The organism is Mucilaginibacter sp. UYCu711 (assembly GCF_050433825.1).
In the GTDB taxonomy this organism is placed as follows: Bacteria; Bacteroidota; Bacteroidia; order Sphingobacteriales; family Sphingobacteriaceae; genus Mucilaginibacter.
On record NZ_JBNPWM010000013.1, the window covers coordinates 160,133 to 183,052 of the forward strand.

Below are 22,920 nucleotides of genomic sequence, written 5' to 3' on the forward strand. Positions count from 1 at the left end.
GTTTTGTTTTTTGAGGAGGTTGGCAATCCGTAAACGTGCCGCTATAAAACTACAGCTTATGCAGCAACAAACTTTAATCCCATAATACCGGCCATTATCATCAGCATAAATAATATCTCGGGCCATGAGGTGGGTTCATGAAAAAATAATACATCGGCCAGTTTTATGCATATAATGCTTGCACCCGTCCAGGCAGCAAAAGCAATGGCAGTAGGGATGTGCTTAATAGACATAGAGAAAAACCAGGCATTTGCCGCCCCAAATACAATATAGCCTGTTATGGGCGCCAGTATAATTAAGCCCTGCAGGGTGTAAAAGTTGCCCCAGGTAAGCAGTTTAAAATCGCTTAGCTTAAAAAATTTAACGCTGTAGGTCCACGCGGCTTCCAGTATCGCTGCAATAATAATGTATATCCAGGCCAATTATCTACATTTAAATTTATGTAAAATAAGCAGCATGTATTAGTTAAGTATGTGTTAATTGTTAAGGAATTGGGCAGAGTTGCTATATTAAATTTTATTGCAGATATCGCAGCTAATACAAAATGACGATCAACTTTTTTATACGGATTTTCTTAAAACACGCCATATTACGCTATACGGTTTACTAATGGCCGTTTTGGTGTTTTTACTGAAATGGTTTCAATGGCGCTTTTTGATCATTGATAACTCGATGGATATTTACATCGGTAAGCGCGTTGGTCTTGAAAAGGAAAATAAGGCATTATAATTCAAACATACCGCCGATACCCGTGTTTACCCAACATGGAAAACAAAACAAAGGAACGGGTGCATGACACGCGCACAGTTGACGTTGCCGATGATTACGCAATTGATTACTGGACCCAGGAACTAAATACTACCAAAGGCAAATTACTGGCCGCAGTTGCCGAAGTGGGTGATTCGTTTGAAGATGTAAAAAGGCATTTAAAGAAATAAGTTAAAAGTATATTACATACAATGTTTACAACCGGCCTGCTGAATTATTAGCCTGAGATAGCCAACAAGTAATCCAAATTTTGGTGGTTGCCATACGGCTTGCCGGCTAATCTAACTTGTTGCCCTGTGCTTATCCCCTGCAACTGTATGGTTTGGTGCCTGGCTATAACTTTATCGTCGGTTATTAACCGGTAGGCATCCTCTGAAATTATCATGTCGTTATTCAGTTCCTTAGTTTTTGCCTGGAGGCGCGAAGCGATATTAACAGGCAGCCCCATAACCGACAACTGCTGCGCGTTATCCAAACCAAACTCACCCACATAAACCTTCCCGGCGTGTAAGCCCACGCCAATCTCCAACGGTCCGCCGTGATATGGCTCGTCATAGGCTTCGTTGAAAAGGTTAACGGTTTGAAACATTACCTTAGCGGCGTGGTAGGCATTATTTACTGATGTCTTTAATTCTGTTTGTAAGCCAAAAACTATGTACATGCTGTCGCCGGCTATTTCTACCACCTTACCCTCAAATTTCTTTACGATTTGGTTGAAAGCGGTAAATAACCGGCGGACGATATGGATGACGGTTTGGCCAGGCTGTGATTCCATTAAACCGGTAAAGTTCCGGATATCCAGGAATAAGATCGCCAGTTCCCGCTCCTGGTCGGGCGTGGAAGATGGTGGGTTTAACATTAAGTAATTATTTTCCATAGTAGTGTAGACGATTAGCAGCTTAAAACATTTTAAACAAATGTAAATAGAAGGGCTAACCCATAGCAAAGCAAATAAGGCCAACCCCACTGGCCCTTCGGTAAAGGCTACAATTTGGTCGGTTAGCTAATGGGAACAAGCTGGCCGATACAGGCAGGATATAAAGTGTCTGTGGGAAAGCACGCAACAAGCAAACAATTAGCGAGTGTGGCGGTTTTATCATACATACGCTGAAAATTTACCTGCTTGACTACCAAACAACGACACGCTAAATCACAATTCCCGGTTGTTAAGCTGTTGCTTATACTGGGTTTAAGTCTGTTATTGGCTGGCGAAGGGTTTTTCGGCTACAAGTTGCATCAACTTTCTGCCCGGCAGGAAATGATAAAAGCCGACCACGCCAATATCAACAACATTTCGCTCGGCCTGTTATCTGTAGATAACTGGAGGAGCCAGGTAGATGGTATTATTAACCAGCAGGTTCGGCATTTCAAACTCACGCCAAAGCAAAAACAGCACTTACAAACCGAGGTAGAGCAGGTATTATATGCGCTCATTGATAAGGCCGAGGCAATGGTGAATAAAAAGCCAAAAAGCCTGGGCGGCAAAATAAGGAAGCTGGCAGTGAAGACTTTCGTTAAAACGGATAAGATCCGGGCGCAGGTGCCCTCATTCGCGCGTGATGTCATCGCGAAAGCAGACAACCCCAAACAAAAGGCGCAGCTTAGTAACCTGGCAATGAGCAAGTTTAATGATTTGCAGCATACCGATAGCATGGATAGCACACTAAAAGCTAATCATGCGCTTTTCGATGTGATGTATCGCAAATACCGGGTCAATTCTACCGAACAATTGAACCAAAAGCTTGACACCTTGTTGCAGGATATCCGGGTAGAGATGTATAAATACTGTTACGGTATGCTGGGTTGTATCCTTATCGTTTTAGGCTTATGGTGGTTCCTGCGTAAGCGGGTTGATCTGCATGGAACCTTATTCATCCTTTCTTTATTATTCGCTTTTATTTTGCTGGCCGTTGGCTTAAGCGCTTCAATGATAGAAGTAGATTGCCGTATAAAAACCCTGGATTTTGTATTGCTGGGTCAGGATGTGGTTTTTAAAGATCAGGTGTTGTTCTACGAAAGTAAAAGCATCCTCGGTGTGGTGGAAGTGCTGGTTAAACAGCCTGCGGTTGATTCTATAGCTGTAGGTGTACTGATCCTTTGCTTTAGTATTCTTTTCCCCTTGATGAAGTTGAGTTCGACAGGCATCCACTTGCTTAGCAAACGCAGGATAGCCGAAAACCGTATCATCAAATATTTCGCTTTTCAGTCGGGTAAATGGAGCATGGCTGATGTAATTGTTATCGCTATCCTGATGACGTATATAGGGCTTAACGGTTTGCTGGATAGCCAACTCTCTATGCTAAATATCCGCAGCCAGGAACTTACGTTAATCACTACCAATAATACCGCCCTGCAGCCGGGTTATATTATTTTTATAAGTTTCGTGCTTTATGGCTTGATCTTGTCTACTATATTGAAATACATTACCCCTAATGACGCGCATTAAATGAAGTACACGATTTTCAATATCATCTTACTCATAGGCCTAAGCGTTTTGCTGGCAGGCGCGGCGTTTTCGGGTTACCGCCTCGCGGCGCTTTCTGCCGAGCGTGAGCAAGTTAAGGAAGATTACAGCCTGTCAAACAGCGTCACATTCGGCTTGTTTTCTATCGATCAATGGCGAGACCGGGTTACCCAAGCGCTTAGCCACCAGATCAAGGATTATCATATCACCGCAGAGCAAAAAAGAGACCTGCAAAAAGCGGTTGAAAAAGAATTGCATTCCCTGATAGGAAAGACCGTGGCCGAAATAAACAAGCCACAAAAAAGTATTTTGGGTAAGCTGAAAAAGCTGGCGTTTAACGCGCTGGTTGATTCTGGCGAGGTACAGGCGCAGGTTAGGCCCTTCGCCAAAACTATTGTTGCTAAAGTAAGCAGCCCCGAAAGCGAAGAACGGCTGAAAGCGGTAGCGGACAGTAAAGTGGATCAGTTAACCAGGCAGATCTATGACAGCACGCGCGTAGCAAATTACGCGGTTACCAAATATGTTTACCGAAAGTACAACGTGGCAGACCCTGTTAGCTTCAATAACCGTATTAATGAGCGATTGGCAGCTGTAGAAAAAGCTAAGTGGCTTTACATTGGCGCATTACTTGGCAGTGTGCTTGCGGCCTTGCTGTCATGGCTGGCCCTGCGTAAACAGGTGCACTTGCAAACGCCGCTTTTTGTTTTCGCGCTGTGTTTTGCATTTGTGCTGCTGGCGGTGGGTAGCCTGGTGCCGGTTATAGAGGTAGATGCCCGTATACAGGCATTAGATTTGGTTTTATTGGGCGAAAAAGTACAATTTCAAAACCAGGTGTTGTTTTATCAAAGCAAAAGTATTACCGGAATTGTAAAAGCATTAGTAGATCAGCCTAAGCCAGATGCTATCCTGGTTGGATGGCTGATTTGTTTGTTTGTTTTGGTTTTGCCACTGTTGCGGCTGATTGCTAAAGGCATACATATACTTAGTCCCCCAAAAATAGCGCAACATCCGGTGATAAAGTATCTAACGTTCGAACTGCACAAATGGGATATGGCCGATGTTATGGTGGTGGGTATGCTGATGACCTACATCGGTTTAAATGGTATCCTAAAAAGCCAGCTTTCCGGCTTAAATATTCATAGTGGCTCACTTAATGTAATAACCGGCAACGGCACCTCGTTGCAGCCCGGCTATTTTATTTTTGTGGCTTATGTGCTTTTCGCCGCTTTGTTATCATATATATTAGAACGCATTTTGCCGGGCAAGCAATTAAGTTAGAAGAATTTATATCCACGTGTTATACGCCTGATCACCAACAGGACTAAACCATCCGCCCCATAAACGGATCGCTGTGGCTGGGTTTACCTGTTTCAACCCGGCCGGCAAATCTTTTTTCAAAGCCATCCGCACCAGACACATTAACCGTAAAATCATACCACCCCGAATTTTTTGCCGGGTTGATAAGGAGGTGTGACGTGCCTGAAGCAGCTACTTTCAGTTCCTGCTTTGCGCTTTTATAAGCATTGTCTGTTAGCGATAATACAAGTGGTTTTTTGCTGTGATTGTTTATTTTTAATACAATGTTGCCCGTAGCTATCTTGTTATTTAAACGGTTGCGTTCGTAATTAAAAATGGTTTCAATTTCGGGGTCGGCAGCGTTACCCTTAAACTCGCGGTAAAAACCATTAGGGCCATATAAGCGAAGGTGATAGTTGCCGTTTTCGAACGCTGTGACAGGATAGACATCTTTTATAGTATCGCCCGGTTTTACCGCGTAGGCCCAGTTACGCATTACTTCAAACTGCGACGGATTGTTTAATGTTTGATGATTACCCGGAGCATAAACTATAAACGGCGAGCCTGACGCCGCTGCACCAAATAATTCATTGCCGGCTTTTAAAGTTAGTTCAAAATTCGTTTTGCCTTTATTTAACCAGCCATCGGCATACAACTGGTAGGGTAGGGCGCATGAAGGGCGTGTACCTTTTTCCTGTTGTGGTAAAAATGGCGAACCATGCGGGTGCATATTAGCGTTTGCTACCTGTTGCAGTGTTAATGCTTTAAAATTAGCGGGTAGACTTTTAAATTTTGCTTTGTGTATGCTTTCGATAAAGCTGTTTTTAGCAACAAATGAAGGTAAGTGACCAGGCTGGGCATTGTATGGCCTGAACACCGAGGAAAGGTCGCTGCAAACTGTGCGGCGCCAGTCGGATATATTGGGTTCGGTTACTTTTTTGCCGGTTTTATGCGACAGGAATTTTTCTAAAAACTGGAGTGTTGAGGTATGGTCGCAAACTTCGGAGTTTACCCAGCCGCCTTTTGTCCAGGGCGAGGCAATTACCATCGGCACCCTAAAGCCCAAACCTATAGCGCATTCGCGGTCATACTTTTTCGGGAAATCTTTTCGGGCAAGTTCCTGATCAAGCGTTATATACTCGGTGCGGGTATCTATCCCGTCCGAAACCTTACCGGTGCCGGTTTTATGCGAGTGTGGGGCGATAAATGGTGGTACGTGGTCAAAATAACCATCGTTCTCATCATAGGTAAGTATAAAAATAGTTTTTTTCCAAACTTCCGGGTTTTGGGTCAGGATATCCAACACCTCTGATACGTACCAGGCCCCGTACCATGGCGCTGATGGATGGTCCGAAAAATTTTCGGGTGCCATTACCCACGAAACCGTTGGCAATTTGTTTGTTTTTACATCCTCCCTAAACTGGTGCAATACATCACCTTTAGGCACCTGCACGGTGCGGGCTACGCCATTATCATCGTAATTTAGTTCGGTAAGCTTATTGTAATCAGGATCATTATAATTTACACTAAACGCTTTTTTGTGCAGGCTTTTTTCGCGCTCGGTTAAACTTTCAAAGGGTTTGCTGTTGATCTTTTCTATATTGACTTTAAGGGCGTCAAGCTCTTCTTGTTTTTGTTGTAATTTCTTTTTTAATATCGGGCTGCTATCGGTTACGGCTTTGTGTTGTAGATCTGCAACTTCGGCAGTTAAAACAGGCAGTGTGTTTTTTAAATGATCGACATGCTTTTGATGCATATGGATATTATATTGTCCAAAAAACTCCAGCGGATTATCCTGGAAATTAGATAGCCAGGAATCTTCCTCACCCTTAAAACCTACGTTAATACTCATCTCATTCTGATAGCATTTCCAGGAAATATTATGATCCTCAAGCCGCTCGGGGAAGGTGGCCCATTTTAGGGTGCCATAATCCATATCCTCGTTCCATACCAGCGCACGCGAGTCTTCAGTTTGCTCGGCGCGGATAGTACCGGTCCAAAAGTATAGCCGGTTTGGGTTAGTACCTGTTAATGACGAGCAAAAATGCTGGTCGCATATGGTAAACGCGTCAGCGAGGGCATAATAAAAAGGGATGTCCTCCCGGTTATGATAACCCATTGTTAAGGGCATATCTTTATAATCTTTATCGCCCGAATGCTTTTCGTCCAGCCACTTGTCATGCCTGCCATCATTACGCGCATTTACCTGGTTTGACCAAGAGTGCGGTAACGAGTGCATCCAGGTAGCTTTGGTGTTTTTTATATCCAGGTGAAACGGCGCATAAGTTTCGCCTTTAGCATTTGATTGCAGAAATACGGAGTTTTTATTGGCCAATTGTATGGCACGAGGGTCATTATAACCACGCACACCACGCAGGGTGCCAAAAGCATGATCGAATGACCGGTTTTCCTGCATCAGTATTACCACGTGTTCGGCATCCAAATAAGTACTGCCATCCGGTGCGTTAATACTTAAGGCTTTGGCTATTGATGCAGGCAAGCTGCCGGCAACACTTGAAGCACCGGCTAAAATCGCGGCTTTTTTAATAAAATCTCTTCTGTTATCCATTATTTAATATCAGCCTAAATATAAATCTATTTGGACACTATGTATGTTAATTTTCGGCAAAAGCATCACAAATAGAGTTAGTTTGTTTTAAATATCCAAAACTCAATTGCTTTGTAGGGATAAAATAATATACCGGCTTGTTCCTTAATAATTTGTTAACAGAAGTTGTGGCTTAAGGAAACGTGAATTCGATAATGATTAAAGAGAGTGAAGGATTGGATAATGAAAACCGCAAGGTATTGTAAGTATGTAAACTGCACTCATTTTGATTTAATAAGAATACCGAAATGTAAGATATTGATTACCGGCCCTTTATTTTGGAGGAAAGTTTAAATAAGAAAATAATGCAGAAGGATAGCTTTATTAATTTCAACTATCTCATAATAAGATAGTTGAAAACAATGTGTGCTCCCGACGAGATTCGAACTCATATCGATGGTACCGGAAACCATAATTCTATCCATTGAACTACGGGAGCATTAATATGCGGCAAATATATAAAATTGATTTTACCGCTTTTCTATTTGCTTTAGTAATATTTGCAGGGGCGCATTTATTTTAAACTTTATTAAAATGTTTTCGTTTCTCAGTCGTCTACCCCAATATAATGAAGAAAAGAGTTCTCTATACAATACTACTTTGGCTGTTTGCCGATGTTTATTTTTTTACCGCCGTTAAAACGTTAACAGCAAATCCTGTTTGGCACTGGGCCTATTGGTCGGCTGATATTTTGATTTTGGTGGGTGTGGTGCTCACCATCTTCGGCCGCAAAAAGGGTAGCCACGCTCCCCGTGCCTTATCATGGGTGATGTCGCTTTTGTTACTATCCGCAGTTCCGAAGATCTTAGGCACACCAGTTTTACTGGTTGAGGATCTGGTGAGGCTATTTCAGGGCTTCCCGCCGCGCAGTATATGGGTGAGCGAACTGGCGGTGGTGGTTGCATTTGTGCCGTTCCTGGCGCTATTGTTTGGGCTTACCAAGGGCAGGCACCATTATACTATCCACAAGGAAACCTTATACTTCCCCGACCTGCCCGAGGCTTTTGACGGTTTTACCTTAACCCAGCTGTCAGATATCCACGCGGGTAGTTTTACCGACGCGAAAGGGGTTAATAAAGGCATTGACCTGGTAAACGCGCAGCAAAGCGACGTGATCCTATTTACCGGCGACCTGGTAAACAACAAAGCCACAGAGATGGACCCCTGGATCTCCACTTTCGCACGTTTACAGGCGCCACAAGGCAAGTATTCGGTATTAGGTAACCATGATTATGGCGATTACACCAAATGGGAAACTGAGGCTGCTAAAGCCACTAACCTGGTTGATTTAAAAGGCGTGCATAAAAAGATCGGTTTCCGTTTACTTCTGGACGAGGCGATAGAGATAGAAAGGGATGGCCAGAGCATTACGCTGATAGGGGTTGAAAACTGGGGCAAAGGCGGCTTCCACAAATACGGCGACCTGGATAAATCCATACTGAAGGTAGACGACAGCCAGGTTAAGATCCTGCTGTCGCATGACCCATCGCACTGGGAGGCTAAAACTTTGAACCATCTAAAACACATCCACCTTACACTGGCGGGCCATACCCACGGCGCGCAATTTGGTATTGAGCTGTTCAATTTTAAATGGAGCCCGATAAAATACGTTTACAAGCAATGGGCGGGCCTGTATAAACAAAAAGACAGGTACCTGTACGTAAACCGCGGCTTTGGCTTCCTGGGCCTGAAAGGCCGGGTAGGTATTTGGCCGGAGATAACTGTTATAATGCTGAAAAAGGGTTAACGCCCTAAAGGGAAGCTTAGTGAAAAGGTCTTGCGAGCGGCAAGACCTTTTTGTAATTAATTACCTTTAAAAGTACCCCCTTTAGGGGGCGGAGGGGGCTACACGTTAAATCTGAAGTGCATAATATCGCCATCTTCAACCACATAAGTTTTGCCTTCGATGCCTAACTTACCGGCTTCCTTAATAGCGGCTTCAGATCCGTTATATTTAACAAATTCGTCGTACTTAATAACTTCGGCGCGGATAAAACCTTTTTCAAAATCGGTATGGATAACACCTGCCGCCTGTGGCGCGGTAAAGCCCTGGGTGATGGTCCAGGCACGTACTTCCTGTACGCCGGCGGTAAAATAGGTAGCCAGGTTAAGCAGCTTGTAAGCAGCTTTAATCAGCTTGTTTACGCCCGACTCGGTAAGCCCTATATCGTTCAAAAACATTTCGCGTTCTTCGAATGATTCCAACTCGGCAATCTCAGCTTCAATCTGGGCCGATATTACCAATACGCCCGCGTTCTCATCTTTAACGGCTTCACGCACTTTATCAACATAAGCATTGCCGGTGTTTACCGCTGCTTCATCTACATTACAAATATAAAGTACCGGCTTGGCGGTTAACAGCCATAGGTCGGCAATGTATTCTTTATCTTCTTCGGTAACCCGCGCGGTACGTGCAGATTTACCTTTAAGCAGGTGTTCTTTATACACGGTAAGTACTTCGTAGGTTTTCTTGGCCTCTTTGTCGCCGCCGGTTTTAGCCATTTTCTCAACCTTCTGGATCTTCTTCTCAATACTGTCCAGATCTTTTAATTGTAGCTCGGTATCAATAATTTCTTTGTCGCGGATGGGGTCAACGCTGCCATCAACGTGTATAACATTGTCATTATCAAAGCAACGCAATACGTGTAATATGGCGTTGGTAGCGCGGATATTTCCCAGGAACTGGTTACCCAAACCTTCGCCTTTGCTGGCACCTTTTACCAGTCCGGCTATATCCACAATCTCAATTGTATTAGGGACGATAGATTTTGGTTGCACTATTTCAGTCAATTTCACCAGGCGCTCATCGGGCACGGTTATTACGCCCACATTTGGCTCGATAGTGCAAAACGGAAAGTTAGCCGCCTGCGCCTTGGCGTTTGATAAGCAATTAAAAAGAGTTGATTTACCTACGTTTGGCAAACCTACTATACCACATTGTAAAGCCATTATTAGTTGATTAAGTTGATTATGTGAGTGGTTGATTAGGTTAAATATCAGCGAGTATTTGTATAACTCAATCAACTTATTCAACCCAATAAACTACCCACTAAAAAACGCAAAGATAACAGAAAATACTGCCTTATAATTTGAAAAAATAAACGACTTTTGCAGCAGTTAATCAGAAACGGCAAACCCATGTAAAAACAGGCGGCATTATGGAAGAAATGGTTGAACAAATAGAATTGTTGCTTGAACAAGAAGACGCGCAGCAACTCCAGGATTACCTTAACAACCTTAACATATCAGATGTTGAAGAACTGATAGATGAGCTTCCGCAATATGGCCCCCGTTTTATTGAGACACTATCGCTTAACCGCGCGGTAAACGTATTCCGCATTCTTGATTTCCCTACGCAGGAGCGGATCATTAAAAAACTTCCGGGTAAAAAAATTGCCGAGATCATTACCGAGCTGCCGCCGGATGACCGTACAGCTTTCTTTGCCGAGCTGCATGGCGATGCCGTAAAAGCCCTGATATTACACCTGTCGCCGGCCGACAGAAAGGAAGCATTATCCCTTTTAGGCTATAAGGAAGACAGCGTTGGCCGTTTAATGACGCCCGATTATATCGCCGTTAAAAAAAGCTGGGACGTTAACCGCGTGCTGGCCCACATCCGCCAGTTTGGTAAAAACTCCGAAACCATTGATGTTATTTATGTGCTGGGCGATAGGGGCGTTTTGCTGGACGATATCCGCATCCGCGAGATCTTGTTGGTTGATCCCGATACCAAAATAAGCCAGCTGATGGATGGCAGGCTGATAGCCTTAAAAGCTACCGACCCACAGGAAGAAGCCATTAACGTGTTCAGGATGAATAACCGCACGGCGCTGCCGGTTACTGATAACGAGAATATACTGCTGGGCATTGTTACGGTGGATGATATCCTTTGGATAGCCAACGAAGAATATACAGAGGATATCCAAAAGATAGGTGGTACGGAAGCATTGGACGAGCCTTACCTGGATATTAACCTGTTTAAGCTGGTTAAGAAGCGGGTAGGGTGGCTCATTATATTGTTTTTGGGCGAGATGCTTACCGCTACGGCTATGAGCTATTTCCAGCTGGAGATCGAGAAAGCCGTGGTATTGGCTTTGTTTATCCCGCTGATCATATCCAGCGGCGGTAACAGCGGATCGCAGGCATCAACCCTTATTATACAGGCAATGGCCCTTGGCGAAATTACGGTAGAGGACTGGTGGCGGGTAATGCGCCGCGAGATCATATCCGGCTTAATGCTTGGCGTAACACTTGGTTTAATTGGCTTTTTACGTATAGCCGTATGGAGCGAATTTAGCAATATTTACGGCCCGCACTGGATGCTGGTAGCCACAACCGTGGGGTTTTCCCTGATAGGGGTTGTGCTATGGGGATCATTAGCCGGCTCGATGCTGCCATTATTGTTAAAGAAATTAGGCGCCGACCCTGCAACCTCATCGGCCCCGTTTGTAGCCACATTGGTTGATGTTACCGGGCTGATCATCTATTTCAGCATAGCGGTAATTATCATGAGCGATTTGCTTGGGAAATAGGATAGCGCTATTGTTTTGGTATAGATAGTTTATATCTTTAAAAAACTTAAATCTGAAACAATGGAAGAAACAGAAATTATTGATTCGCACACCCCATCACAACCACAAGGGTTAGTATTACTACCAGAAGCACAAGATTTTTTATTAGAAAGCGGCAAATGGGCCAGGTTTTTAGGAGTTGTAGCGTATATAAGTGCAGCATTGGTTGTATTATTGGGATTGTTTTTTACTACAGCCATGTCCTTCTTATCTCGTTTGCCAACTGCATCGCCAATGCCCAGATTTTTAGGTGGATGGCTGGGCTTTTTTTATATATTGATTGGTGTCTTCCACTTTTTTGTGGGAAGATATTTACACCAATTTGGCACAAAGATAAAGGAAGGTATATCATACCAGGATGCTGATGCTGTTAGTACATCCTTAGGTAAACTAAAATCGCTGTTTAAGTTAGGTGGTGTAACAACAATTGTTGTATTATCACTTTATGTATTAATTATTGTAGCTGTTATTATTGGCGCCATTATAGGTTTTTCAATGGTTAGGCCGGCCTCATATTAACATACATAAAAAAGACCTGCCAACTGGCAGGTCTTTTACTTTTAGGTTTATAATAAAGTTTTAGTTTGGTTTCTGTTATAAATTTTCAAAAGAAAAATCGTCGTCTGTAGTAGCTTTTGCTGTTTCTGATGATTCAATTAGTTCGTAACGTTTTTCAACAACTTCCTGGTTTTCTTTGATATAGTCAATCGTTCCGTTAAGGCCTTCTACAAATTTCTCAAAATCTTCTTTATATAAAAATATCTTGTGTTTAATAAAAACGCCGTCTTCTAATCTCTTTTTGCTTTCTGTGATGGTAACATAGTAATCGTTTGATCGTGTTGCCTTTACATCAAAAAAATAAGTCCTTTTTCCCGCTCTGACTTTCTTTGAAAAAACCTCTTCGCGCTCTCTATTGTCAAAATCTCCCATGCTTCGTATTTTGTAATTTAGTTTTGTTAGGCATAAATATAAATAATTTTTTAAAGTGCAAGTATTAAAACAAATATTATTGTCTTTTTTTAATCATTTATATATAAATCTTACCAATTTATTAATTTAATTATGCTTCCTGCTCTTCAAGTAACTGTTTTTCATACAGTTCAAAATAAACAGCCTTTTGCTGCATCAGCTTATCGTGGGTACCTTGTTCAATAATTTCGCCGTTATCTATCACCAATATTTTATCGGCGTTTTTTATGGTTGATATGCGGTGTGCAATAATAATATTTGTTTTACCCTGCATAATATACCCCAGGTTTTGCAGTATTTCTTCCTCTGTCCGGGTATCAACCGCCGACAGGCAATCATCAAAAACCAATATCTGCGGATGCTTAACAATGGCCCGCGCGATAGACACCCGCTGCTTTTGCCCGCCCGATAAGGTTACACCGCGTTCGCCAATTAAAGTTTCAAAACCCTTTTCAAGCTCCATAATGTTATTATACACGGCAGCATCTTTAGCAGCTTGCTCAACTACCGGCATATTTAAAACATCGGCGCTAAAGGCAATGTTATTTGCAATGGTGTCCGAAAATAAAAACACTTCCTGCGGCACAACTCCTATTTGTGAGCGGTAGCCTTCCAGGTTAAGTTGCGTCACCGGCTCATTATCTATCAGGATCTCGCCGCCGGTGGTATCATACATCCGCAACAGTAAATTGGCTATGGTTGATTTGCCCGAGCCGGTACGCCCTATAATAGCCACCATCTCGCCGGGATTTGCCGTGAACGATATATCCTTTAAAGCCTGTATGCCGGTATCAGGGTAGATGAAGGATACATTTTTAAATTCTATGCGGCCATTTATAACGCGCTTAGGTGTATCAGGCGACAGGATCTCCGGCCTGGTATCTAAAAACTCATTAATGCGTTTTTGTGAAGCCGCCGCGCGTTGGATAATCGAGGTTACCCAACCTAAAGCCATCACCGGGAAGGTAAGCAGGTTAAGATATACTAAAAATTCGGCTATATTGCCCGGCGTAATGGTGCCCTTCATTACCTCCATGCCGCCAATAAATATCGTGATAATATTACTCAAGCCAATCAATAACAGCATGAGTGGGTAAAATAAAGCCTGCACCTTAACCAGACCCATAGAATGCGTTTTATAATCTTCGCTTTCCAGGGCGAATTTCCGTCGCACCGAGCCCTCGCGGACGTACGATTTCATGATGCGGATACCAGAGAAGTTTTCCTGAACAAAGCTTGAAAGAACCGATAATCGCTCCTGTATTTTTTCGCTTCGGAAATTGATCACATTACTTACATAATATATCATGGCCGCTAATATGGGCATGGGCAATAACGAAAATACAGCCAGTCGCACATTTACTGTTAGCATAAAGTAAATGATCAGGATAAACCGGCTTATTGTATTGAGCGTATACATTATACCGGGCCCCAGGTACATGCGCACACGGCTCACATCTTCAGTAGCGCGATTCATCAAATCGCCGGTATTGTGGCGCCGGTAAAATGCTAATGATAAGACCTGGTAATGGTTATAAATCTCGTTTTTAAGATCATATTCAATATGTCGCGACATCAGAATCAGCGTTTGCCGCATAAAAAACGTAAACAACCCGCTTGCCAGCGATAACGCCAAAACCAACGTCCCGAATAACAGTAGGCTTGATCCAAAAATATCATAGATCATGGCCTGCCTGTCAAAACCTGCAAAAAGCTGGTAGGTGCCAATGTTTTCGGTAACCAGGTCGAACGCAAAACGGATAACCTGGGCGGGCAGTATACTGAAAATATTAGCTATAATAACAAACAGCACGCCCGGTATAAGGTGCCATTTGTATTTGATAAAGAATTTATTCAGGTAAGCCAGATGTTTCATTAATGAACAAAAATACAGTAAATAGCGTTAACGCGGCAACCTAAAGTACGCCAATTCCAGGCCATCCCTTATTAAATTATCCACACGCTTCAAACCAGCTTTCTCTAAAACGCGCTGAGAGCCTGTGTTTTCCAATTCGGTAACTGCTACTATTTCGCTAACACATTTATCCATAAAACCGTAGCTAACCATGGCCGTAACCATTTCAGATCCAATACCCTTGCCCCAGTGTTCGTGATTGAGGCTGTAACCCAATTCAATTACATCCGCATCGCCGGCAAACTGGCGCAGCAGGCAGCTGCCCATAAAGCTATCATCAGCTTTGCTAAAAATACCCCAAATGCCTTTGGTTTTGGTCTCACTGTATTGATTTAAGGCATTGTTGAAAATAGTTACGCGCTCTTCGCGGCTGCGTTTGGGGATGTATTGCAGCACCCTTTCATCAACAAAATGGTTAAGATAGGTTTCCAGTTCTTCGGGTAAAAATTCGCGGATAATTAACCGCTCGGTTTGAGTGATGACAGCCATAAACCAAATGTAAATGAATTTTTTGTGTTGGTTAAGCAGGGTGCCAGAATTTGACATTTCTATTTTATATCCATAAAACCTTTGCTTAACTAAAAAAAAAACTACTTTTGTTGCGCCTTAAAACAGTACATGTTGATCGAAAAACCCACCGATTCTATTTTTAGCCAGCTGGAAGACTGCGGGCATAAAAAAGTTGTTTACTGTAGCGACCCGGATACCGGGTTGAAAGCAATAATAGCAATCCATAATACCGTACTTGGGCCGGCTTTAGGGGGTATCCGTATGTGGGCCTACAAAAGCGAGGAGGATGCTTTAAAGGATGTTTTGCGCTTATCGCGCAGCATGACCTATAAAGCTGCCATATCAGGCCTTAATTTAGGCGGGGGCAGCGCTGTTATCATCGGCGATTCGCGCAAAAAAACCGAGGCGCTGATGCGCAAATTTGGCCGCTTTGTAAAAAACCTTAACGGCGAGTTTATTGCCGGCGAAGATGTAGGCACCAATCCGCGCGACATGGAGTACATAAAGATGGAAACCGACCATGTTGCAGGCCTGCCTGAAACTATAGGTGGCAGCGGCGACCCGGCCCCGATAGCGGCGATGGGTGTTTTTATGGGGATAAAGGCATCAGTAAAAGAGGTTTTTGGCACAGATAGTTTAACCGGAAAATCGGTAATTGTACAGGGTATAGGCCATGTGGGCGAAAACCTGGTAAAATTGCTGCGCGATGAGAACGTAAAAGTTTATATAAGCGATATTAATGAGGACCGCACGCGCCAGGTATCAAAAAAATACGGGGCAGAGGCCATATCAAATAATAGTATTTTTGATATAGATGCCGATATTTATTCGCCCTGCGCTTTGGGTGGTACTATTAATACCGAAACCATAAATAAGCTTAAATGCAGCATTATAGCGGGCTCGGCAAACAACCAGTTAGAGGACGAAGAGGCACACGGGCAATTATTACTGGATAAAGGTATTATATTTGCACCCGATTACGTTATTAATGCCGGTGGCGTTATTAACTGCTATTCGGAGTTAATGGGCTTTAGTAAAAAACGCTCATTACAGCTAACAGAAAATATTTACGAGGCAACTCGCACTGTTTTAAAACTTTCTAAAGCCGAAAGCATTGCTACCATACTTGCGGCCAACAAAATTGTTGAAAAACGTATTACAGACATTAACAAAGTAAAATCCAGCTATTAATAAAAATCACAAACAGGATCACTCCTAAATCGTTCTTACAAGCATGTTAAACAGAAGGCACCTACGGGTAAAAGTATTACAGTCATTATACGCATATCACCAAACGGGTGCGGGTAATATCAAACAGCAGGAAAAAAATTTATTAGGAAGCATAGACGAAGTCTATGAAATGTATATCTGGATGCTATCGCTTATCTCAGAAGTGGTGGGTTATGCAGACAGGGACGCAACCGAGCGCGCACACAAACACCTGCCTACTGCCGATGACCTTAACGCCAATTTAAAGATCCTTACCAACAGGTTTACCTTATCGTTAAATGAGAACAAGGAATTTTTAGCCGGATTAAAAAAATATAAGGTTGAATGGAGCTTTGAGCCTGAACTGGTAAAAACCTTATTTACCAATTTAAAAAGCGCCCCTGAGTATGCTGAATATCTTGCGAAAACAGGCGATACTATCCAGACCGATAAAGACATCATCAAATTCATCTTCAAAAAAATAATCCTGAAATCAACCCTGGCCGACCAGGTATTTGAAGAGAAATTTATTTTTTGGCCGGTAGATAAAGATGTTTTACAAGCCCTAATAGCCAAGACATTCAAAAATTTCGCTTTTGACGAGCCTGTAAAAAACAAGCTGGCCGAAGTTACCGGTAACTGGGAAGAAGATAAAGAGTTTATTGTTAAACTATTAGATACCAGCGTACGCTATGATGCCGATTACCAAGTGCTGATAGCTGCCAAAACCCAAAACTGGGAGCCCGAGCGTATTGCTATGATGGATACCCTGTTAATGAAAATGGCCATTGCCGAATTTGTTAACTTCAATTCTATCCCGGTTAAGGTTACTATAAATGAGTACCTGGAGATCTCGAAAGAGTTTAGCACGCCCAAAAGTAATTCGTTTATAAACGGTATCTTAGACAAGATTTTGGCCGAGTTAAAAGCCGATAAGAAAATTCAAAAAACAGGTAGGGGATTAATGGAATAATTAATATGAAAAAAGTTTTTTTAGCTGTATTAATGGCAGGCGCGTTAATGGCCTGCAATCAAACCAATAACAAAAAAGCTATTCAGTTTACAACTGATGGTGCCGATATCAGGTTTACAAAAGACGCCTTCGACTTTGGTAAAATAAAACAGGGCGAGTCTGTTTCGCACAGGTTCGCGTTTACCAATACAGGGCAATCGCCTTTAATAATTACCAACGCGGTAGCAAGCTGTGGCTGTACTACGCCGGTTTGGCCTAAAACACCGGTATTGCCCGGCGATACCGGCTCAATAGCCGTAACGTTTAACAGCGCGGGTAAATCAGGCTTACAGGATAAGCAAATAAAAATAACATCAAACAGCCAGCCGGCCGAAAGCATGGTGCATTTAATTGGCGAAGTACTTACAAAATAAAAATTAAAAAATGATAGCAACTATTTTATTACAGGCCGCAGGCGGTTTTGACCCACGACAATTGATCGTATTCGGTTTAATTATTGTGGTGTTTTATTTCTTTATGATCCGCCCGCAGGTTAAAAAGCAAAAAGACCAAAAAAACTTTGTTGGTGATTTGAAAAAAGGCGACAAGGTAGTTACTACCGCAGGTATACACGGTAAAATTGCCGAGGTTGCCGACGCAACTTTTTTAATTGAGACTGAAGGCGGTGGCAAAATTAGATTTAATAAATCAGCAATATCTTTAGAAGAATCGAAGGCATTAAATGCGCCGGTAGTAACTAAATAAGCGGAAAAGCTGAAAGCAGAAGGCTTAAAGCTTTTGCATAAATAATTTAATAAGCGGAAAGGGGAGCATAGTAGCTTTAACCTTTCCGCTTTTAGCTTTTAGCTAAAATAAAAAAATGGCAATATTAAAACTATCTACTACAGAACGCAGGCGGGCATCTACAATTGTTACGTGCCTGTTGCTGGCGTTTTGCGCATGGATAGTTACGGTTCTGTCAAGCTCTTATAATTATAATGTAAAGGCGGTAGTGAACTATAGAAACGCACCCCAGAAAAGAGCTTTCCATTCATTACAAACGGATACAGTAAACATTACCTTAAAAGGCAGCGGCTGGAAAATGCTGTTCTCAAAAATTAACTACGAAAACAAAATTGTTAAAGTTGACCTTCAACGGTTGGAATATCAGCCATTCATTGTACTTAGTTCGCAACTATCTACTATAAACAATGACATGCCTGACGACAGGAAAATAATTGCTTTCAATCCGGATACGCTTTATTTTGATTTTTCTAATCGTAGTGTACGCAGGGTGCCTATAACACTGGTAAGATCAATACAATATCAACATCAGTTTTCGCAATCTGGCAATGTTGTAATTCAACCTTCTTATGTCACAATAAGTGGCCCAAGTAATCGTATAGATAAGATTACCACCTGGCGTACAGATTCATTGGTGCTTAAAAATATTAATGAAAAAATAACAACTGCAGTTAATTTATCACCATCGGCCGAGGGAAATGTTGGCATCTATCCAAAAACAGTACAAGTAAAAATACCTGTCGAGGAGTTTACAGAAAAAACTGTCGAACTTCCTGTTAAGCTAATGGGTAATGTCGATTTTTTTAATGTTAAAGTGTTCCCTCAAAAAGTTAAAGTAACTTTTACCACATCATTAAACCGCTATAATGATATGACTGATGAGCTTTTTGAAGCACAAGCCGATTTGAACTTATGGCGCGTATACGGCTACAGCGCGTTGCCGGTTAAAATTACCCGGGTGCCCGCGTTTTGCAAAGTGGTGAATATAGAGCCGCGCAATGTTGATTTCATCGTAAAAAAATAATGCTTAAAATAGGGATCACCGGCAATATAGGCAGCGGTAAAACCACCGCCAGCAAAATGTTCGAGGTTTTGGGCATCCCGGTTTTTTATGCCGATACTGCCGCTAAAGAGATTATGATTGCCGACGCGGTATTGGTTGCTGATATTAAAAGAACCTTCGGCAATGAGGCTTATTTTGCCGATGGCAGCCTTAATCGCAAGCATATTGCCAATATTGTTTTTAATGATGATAAAGAACTGGCCAGGCTTAACGCCTTAACACATCCCGCGGTTTTCAGGGCGTTTGATGCCTGGGTAGCCGGTATAAAAAATGCGCCTTATGTAATAAAGGAAGCAGCGTTACTTTTTGAAAGTACATCCTACAAAATGTGCGATTATTCTATACTGGTTACTGCACCGCTTGATATGCGGATAGCACGGGTAACCAAACGAGACAAGATCACCCGTGCCGAGGTTGAGGCCCGCGAAGCTAAACAGCTTACTGAAGCTAAAAAGCGTGAACTGGCCGATTATGTTATTGAAAATGATGAAAGCCGGCTATTAATACCACAGGTGCTTGATTTACACGAACAGTTTTTACAATTAGCAACGGCCCCACCCAACCCTCCCCGGTAGGGAGGGCTTTATTATAAAAAGTCTCCCCTACCGGGGGAGATTTAGAGGGGGCATTTGCCTCGGGATGACAACCTTTATAATTAATGACCATACTCGACGACTTTATCGCAATTAACGCCAACGGCATCTACTGCAAATACGGCGATTTTTACCTTGATCCGCAACAGCCGGTACAAACCGCGGTTATATCACATGCACATGCCGACCATGCCATAAGCGGAAATAAAGACGTTTACTGCACCCAGCCAACACGAGAGTTTATGCATTTGCGGTACCACCGGTCGGCTGCCCAGGTGTTTAATATAGCAGCGTATCATCAACCTTTTATGATTAAGGATGTTAAGCTTACCTTTGTGCCGGCGGGCCATATGCTGGGTTCGGCAATGGTGCTGATGGAGTATGAAGGTGCAAGCTATTTATATACCGGCGATTACAAGATCCAGCCCGATGCCACCTGCGAACCTATTGAATGGGTTAATGCCGATGTGCTGATAACTGAAACTACATTTGCCGATCCGAAGATCATCCATCCCGATCCGGTTGAGGAAATAAAAAAGCTGAACGGAATAAAAAGCAATATCCTTTTAGGGGCCTATGGGCTGGGTAAGAGCCAGCGTTTGGTGCACATGATAAATGAATACGCCCCGCAAAAAAAAGTGCTTATACACCATAAAATAATGCCCATTAACCATATTTACGAGCGGGCAGGCATGATATTAGGCAAATACCAGCTGTACGGCCGTAAAATGATGAAAATGCAGGAAGAGTTTGTATATATTGTACCACCTTTTACATTTAACAGTTATATACGGGCAACAGGTGTAAAAAGGCTGTTTGCCTCGGGCTGGAAAAATTTGCAGGTGAATAAAGAGGACACGCTGTTTATATCAGACCACGTGGACTGGAACGATATTTTACAGGCTATTGATATGGTTAAACCAAAACAAATATGGACCTTGCATGGTAATGGAAATTACCTTAAGGCCCATTTAGGTAAGGATATTTTGGTTAAATTGCTTAATTAACAGGCAATGAAAGAGGGTGAAGACTATTATATTAATAAAGACGGATTGTATGTATTAACTGAGGTTTACCACCTTAAACGCGGTTATTGCTGTGAAAACGGATGCAAGCATTGCCCCTGGAATTTCGGAAAAAATGAAGAAGATATTAAATCAGATAAAAAATAAGATATTTGTATCCCATTAAAATATCGCTATGCGAATAGATGACGAAATACAAAGTTCAAAGTTTGAGGATAACTACCAAAAGGTAGTTATCAATATTGCGTATACTGATGGCTGGTTAAAAAATACCTTTAACTGCCATTTCGAAAAGCATAATTTAACCCAGCAGCAGTTTAACATCCTGCGCATATTAAGAGGGCAGTACCCAAAGCCGGCTACCGTTAACCTGCTTAAAGAGCGCATGATAGACAAAATGAGCGATGCATCGCGCATTGTTGACCGCCTGGTACAAAAAGAAATGATAACCCGCTGCACCAATAATAAGGACCGCCGCGCCGTTGACATCCGCATCAGCGAAAAAGGCCTGGAAACCCTGGCTATCATGGATACCGAATTTAAAACCAAAGATTTTATAAAGAATAACCTTACACCAGAAGAGGCCGGGCAATTAAGCGATTTGCTGGATAAGCTAAGGGGATAAGACTTGAATATTTGCCGAGGCTATGGCTCTTGGTACTAACCAACACTACATAATGTTACTAATACCTAAGATTCTTAGGCGTGATCCACAGGGGTGATCCATTCCCAAAAGAATGGCATAAAATATGCCAATTTTCAATCATTTTATTATCAGTAAGTTAGATGGAATTATACTTAAAAATTACTGACGAATAAGAGTGATCCAAAGTGATCCACTAAAAAAGTTAAACATTTTATTTTCAAATAGTTAAATAAAAGTGGTGATCCAGGTGATCCATATTTTAAAGTGGATCACCCCATCGCATATAAGCTTTAAATATTATCGATCTTCCTTTGAATAACCTGTTTATCCATATCCGATTTAGCAAGCGACAGCGCCTGTTTGAAATTAATTACAGCTTGCTCCTCATCAATCCCGGTATACAAGTCGCCTAATAAGGTGAAGTAAAACTGATTACCTATTAAGTTTAATTGTTCCGCTTCTACAATCGCTGTTTCTTTTCCCGCCACTTTGGATAATACGTAAACCCTGTTCAGAGCCGCAATTGGTGTATAGGCCATCGCCAGCAATTTATCGTACAAATCTAACACCGCTTCCCATTTTTGAGGGGTGTCCGGCTTTTGGGTACGCCAAAAGGCAATGGTTGCTTCAAGGTGATATTTGGATATTTGTGTACCACTGGCAGCGCAGTTTAAAAAGTAAGCGCCCTTGCTTATAAGTTCAGGGTCCCAAAGGGCCGTGTCCTGCTCGTCATACAAAACAGATTCTCCATTCTTGTCTATCCTGGCCTCAAACCGCGAGGCATGGAAACACATTAAAGCAAGCAGCGCGTTAACTGCAGGTTTGTTGGTCTGCTTGTTTTCAACCAGCATGGTGCACAAGCGCATAGCTTCCAGGCAAAGGTCCTTACGCAAGATTTTATTGGTGCTTTCTGAATAATAGCCTTCATTAAACAACAGGTAAATGGTTGTTAAAACAGGAGCGAGGCGCTGGTCAATTTCCTGTTCGTTTGGTATGGCTATGCTGATCTTTTCATCGCGCAGTTTCTCTTTAGCGCGGTATAAGCGTTTGTTGATGGTTTCTTTGTTGGATAAGAAGGCGTCGGCAATCTCATCGATCCCAAACCCGCAAAGGATCCGCAACGACAATCCTATCTGCGCCTCGGGCGTTATAACCGGATGGCAAATGGCAAACATCATTTGCAACTGGCTGTCGTTAATATTTTGTGGTGACAGGTCTATCTCTGTTAGTTCAAACTGCGGCGAGGCGCTTTGTATTTCGGGCGAGATCTTACTTTCAAACAAGATATTGCGTTGCAGGTAGTTCTTTGCCTTGTTTTTAGCTACGCTATATAACCAGGCAGTTGGGTTAGGCGGTAAACCTTTTATCCCCCAGGTTTGCGCGGCGGTAACAAAGGTATCGCTTGTTAGGTCCTCGGCTGTTTCTATCTGGTCAAACCCAAAATGACGACAGAGCACCGAAACTATCTTCCGGTACTCTGTCCTGAATAAATGGGGGATGATCTCCTTGTGTTCCATTTAGGCATTA

At 42.5% G+C, this 22,920-nt stretch carries 23 protein-coding genes and 1 tRNA gene; 15 read left to right on the forward strand and 9 right to left on the reverse strand.

Annotation, left to right across the window (positions count from 1 at the left end; genetic code table 11):
• Window positions 1–56: 56 nt before the first annotated feature.
• Window positions 57–422, reverse strand: a complete 366-nt coding sequence (locus ABIB50_RS24290; RefSeq protein ID WP_429384098.1) for a DMT family transporter — start codon at window positions 420–422, stop codon at window positions 57–59.
• Window positions 423–764: 342 nt separating this feature from the next.
• On the opposite strand from ABIB50_RS24290, the gene ABIB50_RS24295 reads away from it, so the two are divergent.
• A complete protein-coding gene (locus ABIB50_RS24295) occupies window positions 765–938 on the forward strand; it encodes a DUF3606 domain-containing protein (protein ID WP_429384099.1) in 174 nt (57 codons plus the stop codon).
• Between the two features lie 47 nt (window positions 939–985).
• Here ABIB50_RS24295 and ABIB50_RS24300 read toward each other — a convergent pair whose 3' ends face one another.
• On the reverse strand, window positions 986–1,645 hold the full coding sequence (locus ABIB50_RS24300; protein WP_429384101.1) for an adenylate/guanylate cyclase domain-containing protein: 660 nt from the start codon (window positions 1,643–1,645) through the stop codon (window positions 986–988).
• Between the two features lie 246 nt (window positions 1,646–1,891).
• On the opposite strand from ABIB50_RS24300, the gene ABIB50_RS24305 reads away from it, so the two are divergent.
• Both ABIB50_RS24305 and ABIB50_RS24310 read left to right on the forward strand, forming a co-directional pair.
• Window positions 1,892–3,214, forward strand: coding sequence for a paraquat-inducible protein A (locus ABIB50_RS24305; RefSeq protein WP_429384103.1), 1,323 nt, complete (start codon window positions 1,892–1,894; stop codon window positions 3,212–3,214).
• The gene (locus tag ABIB50_RS24310) at window positions 3,215–4,510 is read left to right on the forward strand and encodes a paraquat-inducible protein A (protein ID WP_429384105.1); all 1,296 of its coding nucleotides are present in this window, start codon (window positions 3,215–3,217) and stop codon (window positions 4,508–4,510) included.
• A gap of 43 nt (window positions 4,511–4,553) precedes the next feature.
• On the opposite strand, the gene ABIB50_RS24315 is transcribed toward ABIB50_RS24310, so the two are convergent.
• Both ABIB50_RS24315 and ABIB50_RS24320 read right to left on the reverse strand, forming a co-directional pair.
• Entirely contained in the window at window positions 4,554–7,097 is a 2,544-nt protein-coding gene (locus ABIB50_RS24315) for a phosphocholine-specific phospholipase C (protein WP_429384107.1), read from the reverse strand.
• A 406-nt stretch (window positions 7,098–7,503) separates the two neighbouring features.
• Window positions 7,504–7,575, reverse strand: a tRNA-Arg gene (locus tag ABIB50_RS24320).
• Between the two features lie 129 nt (window positions 7,576–7,704).
• Between ABIB50_RS24320 and ABIB50_RS24325 the strand changes: the two genes are divergently transcribed.
• Complete coding sequence (locus ABIB50_RS24325; RefSeq protein ID WP_429384109.1) at window positions 7,705–8,883, forward strand: metallophosphoesterase; 1,179 nt, start codon at window positions 7,705–7,707, stop codon at window positions 8,881–8,883.
• Between the two features lie 98 nt (window positions 8,884–8,981).
• Here the strand turns inward: ABIB50_RS24325 and ychF are convergent, their stop codons facing one another.
• Window positions 8,982–10,085 carry a redox-regulated ATPase YchF gene (gene ychF / locus ABIB50_RS24330; RefSeq protein ID WP_429384112.1) on the reverse strand — a complete coding sequence of 368 codons (1,104 nt, stop codon included), beginning with the start codon at window positions 10,083–10,085 and terminating at the stop codon, window positions 8,982–8,984.
• 209 nt (window positions 10,086–10,294) lie between these two features.
• Here ychF and mgtE point away from each other — a divergent pair, with 209 nt between their 5' ends.
• Window positions 10,295–11,668: a magnesium transporter gene (gene mgtE / locus ABIB50_RS24335; protein WP_429384115.1), complete on the forward strand. Its 1,374-nt coding sequence runs from the start codon at window positions 10,295–10,297 to the stop codon at window positions 11,666–11,668.
• Between the two features lie 60 nt (window positions 11,669–11,728).
• On the forward strand, window positions 11,729–12,226 hold the full coding sequence (locus tag ABIB50_RS24340) for a DUF5362 family protein (protein WP_429384117.1): 498 nt from the start codon (window positions 11,729–11,731) through the stop codon (window positions 12,224–12,226).
• A gap of 75 nt (window positions 12,227–12,301) precedes the next feature.
• Here ABIB50_RS24340 and ABIB50_RS24345 read toward each other — a convergent pair whose 3' ends face one another.
• From ABIB50_RS24345 to ABIB50_RS24355, 3 genes are all read right to left on the reverse strand, one after another.
• Complete coding sequence (locus tag ABIB50_RS24345) at window positions 12,302–12,637, reverse strand: DUF3276 family protein (RefSeq protein WP_429384119.1); 336 nt, start codon at window positions 12,635–12,637, stop codon at window positions 12,302–12,304.
• A gap of 130 nt (window positions 12,638–12,767) precedes the next feature.
• Complete coding sequence (locus tag ABIB50_RS24350; RefSeq protein ID WP_429384121.1) at window positions 12,768–14,552, reverse strand: ABC transporter ATP-binding protein; 1,785 nt, start codon at window positions 14,550–14,552, stop codon at window positions 12,768–12,770.
• A gap of 27 nt (window positions 14,553–14,579) precedes the next feature.
• Window positions 14,580–15,080, reverse strand: coding sequence for a GNAT family N-acetyltransferase (locus ABIB50_RS24355; protein WP_429384123.1), 501 nt, complete (start codon window positions 15,078–15,080; stop codon window positions 14,580–14,582).
• Window positions 15,081–15,209: 129 nt separating this feature from the next.
• Between ABIB50_RS24355 and ABIB50_RS24360 the strand changes: the two genes are divergently transcribed.
• From ABIB50_RS24360 to ABIB50_RS24400, 9 genes are all read left to right on the forward strand, one after another.
• The gene (locus ABIB50_RS24360; protein WP_429384125.1) at window positions 15,210–16,292 is read left to right on the forward strand and encodes a Glu/Leu/Phe/Val family dehydrogenase; all 1,083 of its coding nucleotides are present in this window, start codon (window positions 15,210–15,212) and stop codon (window positions 16,290–16,292) included.
• A gap of 43 nt (window positions 16,293–16,335) precedes the next feature.
• Window positions 16,336–17,283, forward strand: a complete 948-nt coding sequence (nusB, locus tag ABIB50_RS24365; RefSeq protein ID WP_429384127.1) for a transcription antitermination factor NusB — start codon at window positions 16,336–16,338, stop codon at window positions 17,281–17,283.
• 5 nt (window positions 17,284–17,288) lie between these two features.
• A complete protein-coding gene (locus ABIB50_RS24370) occupies window positions 17,289–17,696 on the forward strand; it encodes a DUF1573 domain-containing protein (RefSeq protein ID WP_429384129.1) in 408 nt (135 codons plus the stop codon).
• A gap of 10 nt (window positions 17,697–17,706) precedes the next feature.
• Window positions 17,707–18,027 carry a preprotein translocase subunit YajC gene (gene yajC / locus ABIB50_RS24375; protein ID WP_429384131.1) on the forward strand — a complete coding sequence of 107 codons (321 nt, stop codon included), beginning with the start codon at window positions 17,707–17,709 and terminating at the stop codon, window positions 18,025–18,027.
• A 115-nt stretch (window positions 18,028–18,142) separates the two neighbouring features.
• Window positions 18,143–19,090 (forward strand): CdaR family protein, encoded by a 948-nt coding sequence (locus ABIB50_RS24380; RefSeq protein WP_429384133.1) that lies wholly within the window; start codon window positions 18,143–18,145, stop codon window positions 19,088–19,090.
• Window positions 19,090–19,704 (forward strand): dephospho-CoA kinase, encoded by a 615-nt coding sequence (coaE, locus tag ABIB50_RS24385; RefSeq protein WP_429384136.1) that lies wholly within the window; start codon window positions 19,090–19,092, stop codon window positions 19,702–19,704. Before ABIB50_RS24380 ends, coaE begins: the two co-directional genes overlap by 1 nt.
• An 83-nt stretch (window positions 19,705–19,787) precedes the next feature.
• Window positions 19,788–20,729, forward strand: coding sequence for an MBL fold metallo-hydrolase (locus tag ABIB50_RS24390; protein ID WP_429384138.1), 942 nt, complete (start codon window positions 19,788–19,790; stop codon window positions 20,727–20,729).
• Window positions 20,730–20,735: 6 nt separating this feature from the next.
• Window positions 20,736–20,894, forward strand: a complete 159-nt coding sequence (locus ABIB50_RS24395; protein ID WP_429384140.1) for a DUF5522 domain-containing protein — start codon at window positions 20,736–20,738, stop codon at window positions 20,892–20,894.
• A 28-nt stretch (window positions 20,895–20,922) separates the two neighbouring features.
• Window positions 20,923–21,372 carry a MarR family winged helix-turn-helix transcriptional regulator gene (locus ABIB50_RS24400; protein WP_429384141.1) on the forward strand — a complete coding sequence of 150 codons (450 nt, stop codon included), beginning with the start codon at window positions 20,923–20,925 and terminating at the stop codon, window positions 21,370–21,372.
• Between the two features lie 311 nt (window positions 21,373–21,683).
• Here ABIB50_RS24400 and ABIB50_RS24405 read toward each other — a convergent pair whose 3' ends face one another.
• Window positions 21,684–22,910 (reverse strand): RNA polymerase sigma factor, encoded by a 1,227-nt coding sequence (locus tag ABIB50_RS24405; protein ID WP_429384143.1) that lies wholly within the window; start codon window positions 22,908–22,910, stop codon window positions 21,684–21,686.
• Between the last annotated feature and the right edge of the window lie 10 nt (window positions 22,911–22,920).